The organism is Rhodococcus sp. P4_B6 (assembly GCF_056402215.1).
The window spans coordinates 1-14,358 of record NZ_JBFUHV010000201.1 but is presented as its reverse complement, the minus strand read 5'-3'; the positions used below and the strand labels follow the sequence as shown (position 1 = coordinate 14,358).

Annotated in this window: 17 protein-coding genes and 1 pseudogene; 10 read left to right on the top strand and 8 right to left on the bottom strand. The window is 69.2% G+C overall.

Annotated features, from left to right (window positions below):
• Positions 1-869 (bottom strand): annotated as a pseudogene (locus AC1DWT_RS44100) (NAD-dependent malic enzyme); the annotation flags it as partial.
• Positions 870-1,304: 435 nt separating this feature from the next.
• On the opposite strand from AC1DWT_RS44100, the gene AC1DWT_RS44095 reads away from it, so the two are divergent.
• Positions 1,305-1,643, top strand: a complete 339-nt coding sequence (locus tag AC1DWT_RS44095; RefSeq protein WP_206015684.1) for a hypothetical protein — start codon at positions 1,305-1,307, stop codon at positions 1,641-1,643.
• A gap of 363 nt (positions 1,644-2,006) precedes the next feature.
• On the opposite strand, the gene AC1DWT_RS44090 is transcribed toward AC1DWT_RS44095, so the two are convergent.
• Both AC1DWT_RS44090 and AC1DWT_RS44085 read right to left on the bottom strand, forming a co-directional pair.
• Complete coding sequence (locus AC1DWT_RS44090) at positions 2,007-2,420, bottom strand: DUF1275 family protein (RefSeq protein WP_241031609.1); 414 nt, start codon at positions 2,418-2,420, stop codon at positions 2,007-2,009.
• Between the two features lie 8 nt (positions 2,421-2,428).
• Positions 2,429-2,677: a hypothetical protein gene (locus AC1DWT_RS44085; protein ID WP_241031610.1), complete on the bottom strand. Its 249-nt coding sequence runs from the start codon at positions 2,675-2,677 to the stop codon at positions 2,429-2,431.
• A gap of 324 nt (positions 2,678-3,001) precedes the next feature.
• Here AC1DWT_RS44085 and AC1DWT_RS44080 point away from each other — a divergent pair, with 324 nt between their 5' ends.
• The 7 genes from AC1DWT_RS44080 to AC1DWT_RS44050 all read left to right on the top strand — a co-directional run bounded on the left by AC1DWT_RS44080 (position 3,002) and on the right by AC1DWT_RS44050 (position 9,647).
• The gene (locus AC1DWT_RS44080) at positions 3,002-3,367 is read left to right on the top strand and encodes an ArsR/SmtB family transcription factor (RefSeq protein WP_005263702.1); all 366 of its coding nucleotides are present in this window, start codon (positions 3,002-3,004) and stop codon (positions 3,365-3,367) included.
• Between the two features lie 129 nt (positions 3,368-3,496).
• Positions 3,497-4,378 (top strand): hypothetical protein, encoded by an 882-nt coding sequence (locus AC1DWT_RS44075; RefSeq protein ID WP_477925624.1) that lies wholly within the window; start codon positions 3,497-3,499, stop codon positions 4,376-4,378.
• A 55-nt stretch (positions 4,379-4,433) separates the two neighbouring features.
• Positions 4,434-6,350, top strand: a complete 1,917-nt coding sequence (locus AC1DWT_RS44070) for a phosphoenolpyruvate carboxykinase (GTP) (protein ID WP_206015686.1) — start codon at positions 4,434-4,436, stop codon at positions 6,348-6,350.
• A 251-nt stretch (positions 6,351-6,601) separates the two neighbouring features.
• Positions 6,602-8,341 carry a SulP family inorganic anion transporter gene (locus AC1DWT_RS44065; RefSeq protein WP_206015687.1) on the top strand — a complete coding sequence of 580 codons (1,740 nt, stop codon included), beginning with the start codon at positions 6,602-6,604 and terminating at the stop codon, positions 8,339-8,341.
• Positions 8,338-8,763, top strand: coding sequence for a DUF5313 family protein (locus AC1DWT_RS44060; RefSeq protein WP_072951532.1), 426 nt, complete (start codon positions 8,338-8,340; stop codon positions 8,761-8,763). Before AC1DWT_RS44065 ends, AC1DWT_RS44060 begins: the two co-directional genes overlap by 4 nt.
• Before the next feature lie 264 nt (positions 8,764-9,027).
• Positions 9,028-9,216: a hypothetical protein gene (locus tag AC1DWT_RS44055; protein ID WP_206015688.1), complete on the top strand. Its 189-nt coding sequence runs from the start codon at positions 9,028-9,030 to the stop codon at positions 9,214-9,216.
• Between the two features lie 173 nt (positions 9,217-9,389).
• Positions 9,390-9,647 carry a hypothetical protein gene (locus AC1DWT_RS44050; protein WP_206015689.1) on the top strand — a complete coding sequence of 86 codons (258 nt, stop codon included), beginning with the start codon at positions 9,390-9,392 and terminating at the stop codon, positions 9,645-9,647.
• Between the two features lie 146 nt (positions 9,648-9,793).
• Here the strand turns inward: AC1DWT_RS44050 and AC1DWT_RS44045 are convergent, their stop codons facing one another.
• A complete protein-coding gene (locus AC1DWT_RS44045) occupies positions 9,794-10,348 on the bottom strand; it encodes a universal stress protein (protein WP_072951525.1) in 555 nt (184 codons plus the stop codon).
• A gap of 212 nt (positions 10,349-10,560) precedes the next feature.
• The gene (locus AC1DWT_RS44040) at positions 10,561-10,731 is read right to left on the bottom strand and encodes a hypothetical protein (protein WP_206015690.1); all 171 of its coding nucleotides are present in this window, start codon (positions 10,729-10,731) and stop codon (positions 10,561-10,563) included.
• An 83-nt stretch (positions 10,732-10,814) separates the two neighbouring features.
• Here AC1DWT_RS44040 and AC1DWT_RS44035 point away from each other — a divergent pair, with 83 nt between their 5' ends.
• Positions 10,815-11,444, top strand: coding sequence for a hypothetical protein (locus tag AC1DWT_RS44035; protein WP_206015691.1), 630 nt, complete (start codon positions 10,815-10,817; stop codon positions 11,442-11,444).
• Positions 11,441-11,887 (top strand): transposase, encoded by a 447-nt coding sequence (locus tag AC1DWT_RS44030; protein ID WP_083395521.1) that lies wholly within the window; start codon positions 11,441-11,443, stop codon positions 11,885-11,887. The genes AC1DWT_RS44035 and AC1DWT_RS44030 overlap by 4 nt, the downstream gene beginning before the upstream one ends.
• 210 nt (positions 11,888-12,097) lie before the next feature.
• Here the strand turns inward: AC1DWT_RS44030 and AC1DWT_RS44025 are convergent, their stop codons facing one another.
• From AC1DWT_RS44025 to AC1DWT_RS44015, 3 genes are all read right to left on the bottom strand, one after another.
• Complete coding sequence (locus tag AC1DWT_RS44025) at positions 12,098-12,265, bottom strand: hypothetical protein (protein ID WP_167372148.1); 168 nt, start codon at positions 12,263-12,265, stop codon at positions 12,098-12,100.
• A gap of 69 nt (positions 12,266-12,334) precedes the next feature.
• Positions 12,335-12,697 carry a hypothetical protein gene (locus tag AC1DWT_RS44020; RefSeq protein WP_206015692.1) on the bottom strand — a complete coding sequence of 121 codons (363 nt, stop codon included), beginning with the start codon at positions 12,695-12,697 and terminating at the stop codon, positions 12,335-12,337.
• 574 nt (positions 12,698-13,271) lie between these two features.
• Positions 13,272-13,901, bottom strand: a complete 630-nt coding sequence (locus AC1DWT_RS44015) for a hypothetical protein (RefSeq protein WP_477925618.1) — start codon at positions 13,899-13,901, stop codon at positions 13,272-13,274.
• Positions 13,902-14,358: the final 457 nt, after the last annotated feature.

Sequence of the window (14,358 nt, the reverse complement as noted above, 5' to 3'; positions counted from 1 at the left end):
GCCCTGGGCGACGAGCAGCCGGATGACGGCGTGCCCGGCGGCGCCGACACCCGAGACCACGATCCGCGCCCTAGCGAGCGTCTTGCCGACCACGCGCAGCGCGTTGGTCAGGGCGGCCAGGACCACGATCGCGGTGCCGTGCTGGTCGTCGTGGAACACCGGAATGTCGAGGATTCCGCGCAGCCGCGCCTCGATGTCGAAACACCGTGGGGCGGAGATGTCTTCGAGGTTGACGCCACCGTACACCGGCGCCAGGGCGCGAACGATCTCGACGATGGCATCCGGGTCCTGGGTGTCCAGGCAGACCGGCCAGGCGTCCACGCCGGCGAATTGTTTGAACAGTGCCGCCTTGCCCTCCATCACCGGGATCGACGCCGCGGCACCGATGTTGCCCAATCCCAGGACCGCGGACCCGTCGGTGACCACGGCGACGGTGTTGCGTTTGATCGTCAACCGGCGCACGTCCTCGGGGTGTTCGGCGATGGCGGTACACACCCGGGCGACGCCGGGGGTGTAGGCGCGGGAGAGGTCGTCGCGGTGTGTGAGCGGAACCGTCGGGTTCACCACGGCTTGCCGCCCAGATACAGCTTGCCGCCCAGATACAGAAGGAAGGTGCGGTCGCTGACCTTGCCGACGATCACCCCCGGAACCTCGGCGATCGCGGTCGCGATCTGGTCGGCGTGCGCGGCGTCCGAGGCGTCGCAGGTGAGGTCGATGACCATGTGGTCGGGGTGGCTCTCGGCCACATCGAGTGCCGTCATCGCGCCCTTCACCGACGCGATCGCGGCCGCCAACGTGGACGGGGTGCCCGCGCCGACCGGTGCGTGGACGCGGACGGTGATCGAATAGCCGGGGCTGGGACTGGGCATGGGAATCTCCTGGACTACCGCGTGACGACGAGCAGGTGCCGGCAGGTCACCGGGCTGCCCGAATGGCAGGCACACCGGCCGCGCCGCACCATCTTCAGTCTGCGCGGCGTGTTCCGACCCGGACAAGAGGGTCCGGGCACGTCCCCGACGTCGTGGTGCTGATCGGCGCGGCGGGGGATTCCGCTCGTTACGTCGGTGCGGGGACGGCTCCGTGTGGCGGGTGCGGTGGCGGCAACTCCCACCGGGCTCGGAAGGCCTCGTGCGTGGGCGCCCGGTCGTCAAGCCCGGCGACACGATGCCCGCCGCGCCCGAGCTGGGGAGAGCAGGATGAAGGAAGGCGCGCGGCAACCGGGCGCCGGGCGCGAACACACCCGAGTGCAGTGACCTCCGCGGTGCCGGACACCGCGAACGGTCACCGGGAAGGCGGGAGCGGACATGACCGCACACCAGTATCCACAGATCGAGGTCAGTACCGACCACGAACGGATCCGCTGCTGGATTCAGCACCATCACGGGGCACCCGCGACGATCTCGGACCGTCCGGCCCGCCCCGGGTCGGTGGCGACGGTGCTGCGGATCGATTTTGTCGGTCTGCGCCCGGGATCGGGGCTCGAACACATTTCCTGGACGCAGTGGTTCGCCCTGTTCGACGCGCAGGCTCTCGCGTTCTGTTTCCCCGACACCGAGGACAGCTTCGCGTTCGGACTGGTCCCCCGGACCACCGGCAGACCAGCCGGCACGATCCGGCGCGCGCACCGGCCGACACCCGGGTAAGGGGCCGTCGCGGGCAGAGGTATCGAGGGATTCGAGTCCTGCGCCGAGTGGGGTCCGGCAGCGTTTCAGGACGCGGGGCGCAGCCCGGGGGCGCCCCGGTTCCGTGACCCGCTCGAATGCCGGTCTTCGTGCATCGTGTCAGGGGGCCGGGCCGTGTGCGGCTCATTGATGGACCACACACGACCCCGGACACGGTCAGGTGTGCCGACACGCCCTCCGCGTCGGTGCGGGCGTACCCGAACGCGGTGCACCCGGAACCCGGAGACTGGTCACCGAAGGCTGCGGGGTCACCGCGCTCCAGAGCCTCCCAGCACGCCGCGTCGGCGAGGGGCGACATGCCCTGATCGATCGGCGGTGCGTCCACTAGCTTTCCAGCCCGTACGGGCCGACTGGTTCCGCCGGGCCGGTGGGGATGTTCCTGACGACGGTCGCGGCAACGGGCGCGGCCCCGACGGCGATCCACAGCGCATTGAACGCGAACATCCGGTATGCGTAGGCGCCGACGGCCGCTCCCACGACGACGGCACCCCAGAGCCGCAGGGATCGAATCCATCGATGGTGGGGTGCCGTGCCGAGGAGGCGGTCGGTGAGCCCCCACGCGGTCTCGACCAGCAGGCCGCCGGTGTCGAGCAGGGTGTTTTCGGCGCCCATGGCGAGGGCCAGAACGAATCCGATCAGGGCCGGAGTTGCGGTGGTGGCGGCGTGCAGTACGCCGGCCGCCGCGAGGAGAACCGCCGCGAGGATCAGTACCCGTGTCAGGCGCGCGCGAGGCCACATGCGGCCTATCACGCCGGCGAGGACGATGCCGATGAGGAACCCGGCAAGGATTGCCCTCCGAGTCCGAGGACGAACCACGTGCCGCCGGCGAGGGCGACGCCGGCCCGGGTGGTGGTGGCTTCGATCGAGGAGACGAAGAAACCGCCCAGCAGGACGAACCCGAAGGCGTCGACGAATCCGACGTGCATCGCGATCGCGGTCTCGACGGCTCGTCGTGGCCACGGTCGCATGGTCATCTCCGCATTGGTTGTGCTCATTCGGCGCGCTTCACCCACCCGTCGGTTACCGGTAGCGGAGACTGTATGGGGGCGAGGCGGCCTCCGTTGACCGGGACGGTCGACGCCGCCGAGGGGATCTTTCGCACCATCTCCACCGGTGCGGGTGCGCCCGGCGCGAAGCGATCCACGACGAGCCGATTCGGGCGGCGGCTCCGCAGCACGAACAATAGTAAATTGCTAAGATTCGCAAGTAACACAACTTGCCGGAGTTGCGGGTTGCAGGCGGGGCAGCAGGCCCGGCGCCGCGGCGAGCGCGACACGTATCTCGCCGCCGCTGGCTCGACCCGGACGACAGGAGGAGCCATGACCGCGAACTCGCGCCAACCGCTGTATCAGATGAAGGCGGACTTCTTCAAAACGTTGGGGCACCCGGCCCGCATCCGGGTCCTCGAGCTGCTCAGCGAACGCGAACACGCCGTGTCCGAGATGCTGCCCGAGGTGGGCATCGAGCCGGCGAACCTGTCCCAGCAGCTGTCGATCCTGCGCCGGGCCGGCCTGGTCACCGCCCGCCGCGAGGGCCTATCGGTGTCCTACGCGCTGACCTCTCCCCGCATCGCTGAGCTGCTACGCGTTGCGCGGGGGATCTTGACCGGGGTGGTGGCCGGGCAGGCCGAGGTACTCGAGGACGTGTCCGAACCTCCTGCCTTGGTGGGTGAAACCGGGGGCTGACGGGGGCCCACCAAGGCAGGACTCCCTCATTGCATATGTTGGTTGCGAATTTTCTTAAGTGCGTACATCGTGCGAATACGGGTGGCATGGGACGCCCTCGATCGGGAAAGAGAAAAGGAGAAGTGGGCGGTGACGAACAATCACGACGGTGGTGCCAGCGGTCTGCCCGACGGCGCCGGTCCGGTCTTGACGGGAGTCAGCGTTGCCGTCGTCGCGGTGTCCACCACCGGCTCGCGCACAGCCGGGTCGGCGCGGACCCGGTCGCCGTGGGTCGCGATGGAGGATTATGCGGCGCTCATCCGGGAGCGGACACCGATGCGCCCGCTCTGCGTTCCGGTGACCACTCGCGACCCGCACGTGCTGACCGAGCGCGTCCTGGGGCTCCCGGGTGGGGTGTCGGCGGTGTTCGTGGTCGGGTTGGGGCCGGTGGACTCCGCGGCGGTGGCGCGTGAGGTGATCGAGCGCGGCGGGCCCGTGGTCCTCACCGAACTGGACGTGCTGACGGCGGCGGTGGTGGCGGCGACGATCACCCTGTTGCGTCGCCGCGGCGTGCCGCCGCGCGCCGGCCGGGTCGTGATCACCAACTCCCAGTGGGCGCCGTTGCTGGCGCCGGTGTTGATCGCCTCCGGGGTCGGGGATCTGAGCAGCTGGCACGAGCGTGATGCCGAGGCGTTCCCGTTGCGTCGGTTGATGGACCACAACGATGTCCTGGTCGATCTCGCCGGCTGCGCCCCCGACGGTGCGGCAGTCGGTCGCACGGTGACGGTCCCCGCCGACGGCTTCGTCCATGGCTCCCTGGTGCTGCCGGGGCTGCTCGCCGCGCTGTGTGGACACGGTGTGYGGACCGTGACGGTCGAGGTGGTGGCCGCGTGCGTGCGTGCGCTGGCGCTGATCACCCCCGCCGATCGGATGCTGCCGTCTCTCGATGACCGGCGGCTGGTGCCCGCGGTCGCCCGCCACGTGAGCCGGGCCCTCGGCCATCCCGTCCCGTATCGCGATCAGCAGCGGTGATCGAACGCACCGCGCCGCAAGCAGCGCATATCGCATTCTTGTGAGGAGAACACCCGTGAGCACCCCCACCGCCCCCGGCCCTGCCGGCGCCGGCAGGGCCCCGACCGCGCATCCCGCCGTCGTGTCCTGGGTGGACGAGGTCGCCGCCCTCACGGCACCGGACGAGGTGGTGTGGTGCGATGGCAGCGCCGGCGAGTGGGACCGGCTGACCACGCACTTGGTGGACAAGGGCACCTTCGTGCGACTGGAGCGCAAACCGAACTCGTTCTGGTGCGCCTCCGACCCGGAGGACGTGGCGCGGGTCGAGGACCGCACCTTCCTCTGCTCCCGGTTCCAGGCGGACGCGGGTCCGACGAACAATTGGATGGACCCGGTCGATATGAAGACGGTGATGACCGAGCACTACCGCGGCGCGATGGCCGGGCGGACCATGTACGTCATCGCGTTCTGCATGGGCCCCCTCGATGCGGCGGAGCCGAAGTTCGGGGTCCAGATCACGGATTCGGAGTACGTGGCGGTGTCGATGCAGATCATGACCCGCTCCGGCACCCCGGTCTGGGACAGGCTCACCGCGGGCACCGACTTCGTCCGATGCCTGCACTCGGTCGGCGCCCCGCTGTACCCGGGTCAGGTGGACGTGCCGTGGCCGTGCGACCACACCAAGTACATTTCCCACTTCCCGGAGGAGCGCACCATCTGGAGTTACGGCTCCGGCTACGGCGGCAACGCCCTGCTCGGCAAGAAGTGCTACGCGCTGCGGATCGCGTCGAAGATGGCCAGGGACGAGGGCTGGCTGGCCGAGCACATGCTCATCCTCAAACTCACCTCCCCTCAACACACGGTGCGCTATGTCGCGGCGGCGTTCCCGTCGGCCTGCGGCAAGACCAACCTGGCGATGCTCGACCCCACCCTGGGCGGGTGGACCGCCGAAACCATCGGCGACGACATCGCCTGGCTCCGGTTCGGTGACGACGGCCGGCTCTACGCGGTCAACCCGGAGACCGGGTTCTTCGGCGTCGCCCCCGGCACCGGCGTCCACACCAACCCGCACGCCATGGCCACCATCGCGCGGGGTAACTCGATCTTCACCAACGTCGCCCTCACCGACGACGGTGACATCTGGTGGGAAGGGATGACCGACACGCCGCCGCCGCACCTGACGGACTGGAAACGACGGGACTGGACCCCGGCCTCCGGAGAGGCTGCGGCGCACCCGAACTCCCGGTACTGCACCCCGATCGGACAGTGCCCGACCGTCGCCCCCGAATGGGACGATCCGGCCGGGGTGCCGATCTCGGCGATCTTCTTCGGCGGCCGCCGCGCCACCACCATCCCGCTGGTCACCGAAGCATTGAGTTGGCGGCATGGGGTGTTCCTGGCCGCCACCCTGTCCTCGGAGACCACCGCCGCCGCCACCGGGCGGGTCGGTGTGGTGCGCCGCGACCCGATGGCGATTCTGCCGTTCCTCGGCTACCACGTCGGCGACTACTTCCAGCACTGGCTCGACATCGGCGAGAAGACAAGCCCGGAGCTGTTGCCGAAGATCTTCTACGTCAACTGGTTCCGTCGCGGCGATGACGACGAATTCCTCTGGCCCGGCTTCGGGGAGAACTCCCGGGTCCTCGAGTGGGCGTTGCGGCGGATCGAGGGCACCGCCGAAGCCGAGGCGACCCCGCTCGGCAACGTGCCCACCCCGGGCGACCTCGACCTGACGGGCCTGAAGTTCGACCACATCAAGATCGCCGCCGCGCTGCGGGTGGACCCCACCGAATGGGTCACCGAACTTCGGCTGATCGACCAGTGGTTCGCCAGCATCGGCGGCAACAGGCTGCCCGACGTCCTGCGCGAGGAACTCGCCGCCCTGCGGCAGCGGCTCGCCGCGGCCGCGTCCCGCCACGCCGCCACCACCGATCCCCGACGCGACCTAGCGCCCGGGGGCGGGGAATCCCGGTGGTCGCAGCCCTGCTTCTGACAGCGTCCACCGGTGCGTGCCCCGGTCGGCGTTCGGCAGACCCGGGCTCAGCCCGAATGCCGTTCGGGCGCAAACCATTGGCCCGCAGCGCCGACACCCGGCCACCGTCCGCAGTCGGTGCAGTGCAGAATCCGCCCCGCAGGGCGGTGATCGGGGTTACCCGCATCACCCAACTTTCCATGATGGTTACTTGCTAACATTAGCAATTATAGAGGAGATGGCCCGCTGGCCGTCACTACCGAGGAACGTCGATGACAGAACCATCCGCCCCTACCGGCCCGGCCGACGCGGACGAGAGCACCCTCGTGTGGGTGGCGCGGTCGGTGGCCGCGCTGCTGCCGCGCTGGGGTGAGTGGAAACCCGCGGCCGGTGCCCCGGGTGCGGACCTGCTGGCCGGGTTGATCGTCGCGCTGGTGGCGCTGCCGCTGGCATTGGGATTCGGGATCAGTTCCGGCCTCGGTGCCGCCGCCGGGCTGACCACCGCCGTCATCGCCGGGGCGGTGGCGGCCGTGTTCGGCGGGTCCCGGTTCCAGGTGTCGGGCCCGACCGGTGCGATGACCGTGGTACTGGTGCCGATCGTCGGCCAGTACGGGCCGACCGGGGTGCTCGCGGTCGGGCTGATCGCCGGAATGGTGCTGGTCGTCCTGGCGTTCGCCGGGGTGGGCCGGGCCGTGCGGTACATGCCGGCCCCGGTGATCGAGGGATTCACCGCCGGGATCGCCGTCGTCATCGCGTTGCAGCAGTTTCCCGCCGCGCTGGGCATCACCGGCGCCGCCGGGGAGAAGGTGTGGCAGAGCGCCGCCGACGCCGTCCATCAGTTCGTGCAGGCCCCCACCCTGCTGACCCCGGCGACCGCACTGTCGGTGGCCGCGGTCATCCTCCTCGGCGGCCGCTACCTCCCCCGCGTCCCGTTCTCCCTGATCGCCGTCGCGGCCGCCACCCTGATCGCGCAGCTCTTTCACCTCGACATCGCCCGGATCGGCGCCATTCCGGCCGGATTCGCCGCACCCACCCTGAGTTTCCTGCACCTCGGTGAGCTGACCTCGCTGATCGCGCCCGCCCTCGCGGTCGCCGCGCTGGCGGCGCTCGAGTCCCTGCTGTCGGCGACCGCCGCCGACTCGATGGCCGTCGGGGCCCGCCACAACCCGGACCGGGAACTGTTCGGGCAGGGGCTGGCGAACATCGCCGCCCCGCTGTTCGGCGGGGTGCCGGCCACCGGGGCGATCGCCCGCACCGCGGTCAACGTGCGCTCCGGTGCCCGCACCCGGCTCGCCGCCCTCACCCACGCACTCCTCCTCGCGGCGATCGTGTATTCGGCGGCGGGGCTCGTCGCGCAGATCCCGCTCGCCGCCCTGGCGGGGGTGCTGCTGGCGACCACGGCGCGGATGGTCGAGACCGCCTCGATCCTGGCCATCACCCGAGCCACCCGCGCCGATGCGGTCGTGACGGTGGCCACCTTCCTGGTCACCGTCGTCTTCGACCTGGTCACCGCGGTCGCCGTCGGGGTCGGGTTCGCCGCCGTCCTCGCGCTCCGCGCGGTCGCGAAATCCGCCCGCCTCGAACAGGTCCCGCTCGAAACCGACGACCACCTCGCCGAGGAACACGACCTGCTCCGCGAGCACATCGTCGCGTACCGGATCGACGGCGCCCTGTTCTTCGCCGCCGCCCACCGGTTCCTGCTCGAACTCGCCGACGTCTCCGACGTGAAGGTGGTGATCCTGCGGATGTCGCGGATCACCGCCATCGACGCCACCGGTGCGATCGTCCTCAAGGACGTCATCACCAAACTCGAGCACCGGCACATCACCGTCCTGATCTCCGGAGCCAAACCCGAACACCTCCGCCCCCTGAAGGCCCTCGGGGTGTTCACCACCACCGACAGCGAAGACCGCCACCTCTTCGACACCACCCCGCGCGCCATCGCCTACGCCCGCATGCTCGTCCGACCCGAACACCACTACACCCCCACCACGAACGAGGACCGACCATGACCGAGAACCCCGCCGACAACACGACCCCCACCTCCGAACCCACCCCAACACCCGAACCCACCGCGGGCCAACGCCTCGGCTACCTGCTGGGCCGCACCCTGCCCGCCGAGCTGCACCCGTGGGTCGTCGCGGACACCACCGGCCCCGGCGCCACCCGCCGCTACGCCACCCGCTGCCTCATCCCGCTGATTCCGATCCTGGTCGGGCTCCTGCTCATTCCCGGCCCCTGGATCATCCGCATCGGGATGGTCCTGCTGCTGTTCCTGCCGTTCGTGTACTTCCTTCTCGCTCTGAAGAACATCTACCTCCGCCACCGGTTGGTCAGCCACGGCCTCGACCCCCGCCTCCTCAACCTCCACAAGCAACGCCGACTCGACCAGGAACAGGCCTCCTACGAATCCCGCTACCGCTCCGCCCCCTGATCCCGCAAGACCCCCGGGGTGCACCCCGGGGGTCTTGCGGGCACCCTGTTCACTACCAACCGATTAATTGCTAATCTTCGTAAGTAGAAAAAATGGAATGGACGGTGAACTGGGGTGGGCATGCGCCTCCCGGATCGAGCGAACCGGGAACCGGAGTTCGGCGACACTGCTCAAGCTGGGCCGGCGCGCATCTGGTGGTGGCGCACCCCATATCCATCCGGCAGTGCGCCCGGTCACCGGCCACGCCCGCGAGGAAGGATCGGCATGCCACATTTCCGATACGTCAGCACCCACGAGAGAATCCATCTCGGCGACGCGACCCGCATGGTCAACTACGGCGACATCGTCGCGGCGCGAACCAATCCCGATCCGCGCTACTTCGAACTGGTGGAACCGGACCAGATCACGAAACCACTGAGCCGCCGATCAGTGGGAGCGCCGGACCGCGAGTAAATCCGCACCCGTGAAGCCCGGGCCGACCGCGGTCCACCACCTCCCTCGCAGTCCCGTGCCCGACCCCCGTTCTCCCGGCGTCGCCGACGCGGCGACGCCGGAACCACCACCACCCATGCTCGCCGAGATCGCCGACCGAAACCAGCCACCGACCCAACAGAAGCCAGGACCCGATGAAGACCCGCACCATCCACGCCACCGACCTGCAGTGGAACTCACTCGCCCTCTGGATTCTCGAGTGGGAAGGCGTCGACAACCCCGAACCGACCCTGAGCGAGTGGAGCACCGAACTCGCCGCCGCGGCCACCGGGATCGACCGCCGCATCAGCTGGAACCCCACCCAGAACACCGTGACCGCCCGCGAGGACGTCGACCTGCCCCAGATCGAACACACCCTCCGCGGCGCGGTCCGCCGCCTCGCCCGCGGCTGACCACTCCCCGGACAGCGAGATCCCATGCCGGTCTCCGGACGCGCGTGAAGGCCGGAACCCGCCTGTGCCGGTGGCCGGTGCGGGTGCCCGGACCCTGCGCCGGGCACCGCGGAACCTCCCCACTGGCCGCCCGGCCGTCGGTGGCGTCAGTTCGCGTCCTGCCGTGGCTTGCGCTGTGCCGGTGCGTGTTCGGGGACGAGGACAACAGGGCGGCGGCCGTGGTGGATCAGGTGCGAGGACACCGATTCGCCCACCGCCCGCTCGAGGACGGACACCAGCCCACCCCGCGAGCGCCCGATGATGATCATCAGGGCGTCATTCGCATCGGCGATCGACGCCAACAGGTGCGCCGGGTTGCCCTGATGGGAGTAGTAGGTCCAATTCCCCGGGAGCGAACCCAGCATGGTGCACGCCTCCGTCCGTTCCCGCTCGACCGTCTCGACGATGCGCCGTTCCCAATCGTCCCGGTCCGGTTCAACCGGAAAATCGTCGAGGTCCACGACGTGGACGACATGCAGATACGCACGGAGCGGCACCGCGAGGCCCATGGCGAAGGACAGCGCCTGATGGCTGGCGGGATACCGGTCGAACCCCACCACCAAATGACACGCCGGCTCGGTCGCGGCCGCGGGTCCGTCCACACGCACCGGTTTCCGCCAGTCCCGCACACCTTCCCGGGCAGTGGGCTTCTTCTTGATCATCTGCTCCTCCTCACCACCTATGGCCACGGGAGGCCGGCCCCTCCCGGCGCCGATGGTCACCGCCGCGACACCCACGCTCCGAAGGTGGTGTACCCACACCAGCACCCGACACCCACGACCAGCCGGATCTCCCGCGGAACGCCGTGAACAAACCCAACCCGATCCCGAAATGCGAGGCGCCGCACAGGCCACCGGCACCGGGAAAGGAACAGTCAGCCGCGCAGCGAGGCGGTGCAGACACCCGAGGCGGGTGTTCCGGCGGAGATCCAGTGCCACGCCCGCCGACGCTTCCCGTCGCGATCTGCGATCGGGCCCACCGGGCTGAAGAAATACCCGGCCGCACCGGACACGAGGGCCCCGTCCGGTCCTGGCTGGATCAGCACATGTGGGTGTGGTGATCGTGAGTTCGGCGACTGGCTTGCCGGGGTGGCCTTATCCTCTGTTTCACCACCCCGGGGTGAGTTGATTGTTGTACTGGTCGGGCCCGTCGCACGGGGGAGACCGTCATGACCACGACAGCCCCGGATTCGGCGCTCTCTCCGGCCGAGTGCATCCGCTTGCTGCGGTCGGGCCCGGTGGGGCTGATGGTCTTCACCGAGAACGCGCTGCCCGCAAGGTCGCGGCGGACCGGGCCATCTCCACCGTCGATGTCGAGACCCGGCACACCCGTAAGTCCAAGTCGAACCGCAGGGACGGCTTCCGCGGCCACGTGGCCGCCGAACCGGAGACCGGACTGATCACCGACTGCGAGCTCACCAAGGCGTCCGGAGAGGCCGGCAGCGACCCGGTGGTCGGCGAGCAGATGATCTCCCGCGACCGCTACCACCGTGTCGATGTCGATGTCGATGTCGATGCCGTGTCCTGGCCCCAGTCTGCTGACGAGGAGAAGGTTTCCGCTGAGCCGGTGACCGATTCCGACGCGGCTCCGACCGCCGCGGACAGCGAAACCGCCACCGCCGATGCCGATGCCGCGGACAATCCGCAGCCCGACGCCGCCGACGAGCAGCAGGGCCGGGGCCTGCAGGTGTACGGCGATTCCTCCTACGGTACCGGGGAGCCCGTGCCGTCTACCGGGCCGCCGGGCACGACACGGTGATCAAGCCCAAACCGCTGCGCCCGGCCGTGGACGGCGGATTCACCCTCGACGACTTCACGGTCGACGAGGCCGGTGGCACCGTCACCTGCCCCGCCGGGCACAGCAGGCCGATGAGCCCAAAGCGGACGGTGACCTTCGGCCGGGTATGCGCCGGTTGCCCGCTCCGATCCCGGTGCACCACAGCGCAAGACGGCCGTTCGATGACCATCCACCCGCACGAGGAGTTGCTGCGGGCCGCCCGCGCCCGGGCCCGCACCCCGCAGTTCAAGCAGGACTATCCCACCCGCTCGACCGTTGAGCGGATCATCGCCTGGGCCGCGACCGAAGAACGGCCATCGTCTCAAGCTCCGATACCTCGGCGTCCGCAAGAACGACGCCTGGCTCCGGACCCGATGTGCATCGATGAACCTGCGCACCCTCGTCAACAGCGGCCTCACCCGTGAGAACGGGGTGTGGGCCCTGGCCTGACCGGCCGGCGCCCCACCGCCCAGCCCTTGCCAATGTCGATGCTCGCCAACCACACTGGAATCGGTGGGAAGAACGACCACGTTGTCGACCGCACAGGTCTGACTATGCCGCACAGACGGCCTTGTCGGCGTTCTTCCCGCCCCACTGCAAGCCTTGTTCAGTGGCCTCCTAGCGTCTAGCCCGGTTCAGCCCGCCAGCGGCCTGAATTCGTGGAGGCTCAGCAGCTGCTGCACATACTGCCGTTCGGCCAGCGCGGTCATGGCGTCGAGTTTGGCCAACTCTCCGGGGCTGGCCGTGGCGATGTCGAGTTTCATCAACTCSGCGACCCACTCCCGGATCTCTTGATGGATCACACCCGGTCACCACYTCTGCACTGTGGGTTGCCCCACCCGGGCCGACGTTGCTCTTGATCTGATTTGACGTCAGCGCCGGATCTCGAGCTTGTCGAGCCTGACGTCGACGCCGGCTTTGCGTGCCTCGGTGATCCTATCGATCAGTGCGTAGGCGAAGCGGTAGTAGTCGCTCTGCGAGGTGGGACCGTCGGAATGCGCAGTGTCGGCGGCGAGGAACGTGCTCAGGTTTGCATGCGCGAGGTTCACGGCCTTGATGGCTGCGTCGTGCAGTTCGACGGTTGCAACCGAGGCGCATCGCTCTGCCAGTCGGCTCTCCTCCCGGAAAAGTGCGGCGCGGAGTGCGGGGGTGACGCGCTCGATGACACTGTCAGGTGGCGGGGCTACGCAGTTCACGCCGTCGCGGATCGCGTGGTCATCGTGCTGTGTGCTCATGGCCTTGATTCTCCTCCGGGCGTCCAGAGCGGGGAATCACCGCTAATGCAAACATGCAAGTCGAAGCATGCTAAATATCAGCGCTGACCTGCTGTTTACCGTCCCGTCGGTGGGGTTCGAACCTTTGGTGCGGAGTCACCGGAGCCCGCAGATCGGCCCGGGCCAGCCGACCCTGCGGCGGCCAGGATCCTGCCACCCCCGAGGAGCCCGCACACACCAGAGCGCCGATCTCGCGGATCCCGACCACCCCGGCGAGGTGATAAGTCGCTCCCATCGCCGACGATACTGCCAATCAACCGTTCGGCAGACATCGCTCGCGCGCACACTGATTGGAAGGCCGTTCCGCGATGGGGTTACTCCCTTACGGGGTTCCGTCAGCGCAGGGCGGCAGCACCGCAATCAGCCTGCTGAGGCTGACCGACGATGGCCGCGTTGGGTGTGAGCCGCTGACGAAGCCGGTCTCGGTGATATCCCGAGCCGCATGCAGGTGTACCCGTTTCCGGGTGCCAGCTCCGCGGCGCGGGACACGGGACTGTGTTGCCCGCCGGCGCACGGCGGCTCGGGACGGTGAATCTCACGAGTGCGGGCCGCCGAGGTGGCGGGGTAGATCGAAGGCGAGCACCCGGTCGAGGTGGACAAAGGTTTCGAATTTGGCGCCCGGGGCGATCGCGGCGTCGGACTCGACGTGTCGCATCAGGTCGAGAACCGCCGGCACGTCGAGGTTCCGGTCGAAAGCACGATACGCGGCTTCGAGGATGTCTGCGGGCATCGGGACGGAGATGTGCGTGCTCCAGTCGGCGACGCGCTGCCGCCATCGATGCAACAGACCCGCGGCGTCGGCGATCCGCTCCATGGTCAGCGGCGCTTGCTGCCGGTAGTGCGTCGAGAGCAGCACACAACGCAGCGTCAACGGGTCATGACCGGCGTGGATCAGATCGTCGAGCGGCTCGGACCCGGCCGCGGCACCGACGGTCAGCGCAGACTCGGCAGTGTCGTCCTCGGCCGCGGTCACCATGAGCCCGACCGGGGCGCCGACTGCGGCCGCGGCGGCGTCGACGGACTCGAAGACGCCCGCCGGTGGGCGGATCATCCACGCGTCGAGATCGCCTGGTGCCACGGGTGAACCGGGGCCGGAGGCGAGCAGGGTGAGTGCGACCTGTGAGCGGTGCACATCCTCGAGGACCCGTCGGGTCAGGTCGGCCACCAGGAGTGTGCGGACCGCCCCGGCTGTCGAGGAGCGGTCCGAGACGGGCGCGCGTACACACAGGTCACGACGCTGCCCGGCGTACCGAGTGTGGCGGTGGGTGGGGCGTTGGCTCCGGAGAGGATCAGCATCTTGTCAGTCTCGTCCCTGGCCGCCTCGCCCGGGACAGCCCCGCCCCCGTGACGGCATCGGTGTGTGTTGCTAGCGGGACGTGGGGGTCGTTTCCCACGTCCTCCATATTCGTGGTGTCGGAGGCCACGACGTCTGTGCCGAGGTCTGGTGACCACCAGCGGGGAGTGGATCGGTGGTCTGGTGAGTCACTCCGCGTTCGACGAAAACCGTTCCCGTGCTAGGACACTGGCTGCCGAGGGAGGCGGATCGGGCGGACGGGAGTGCCGATTCCGCCGCGCCGGTCGTGCGGAGCTCGGTGCACCGGCCATCTGGTCGGTCTCGTGTG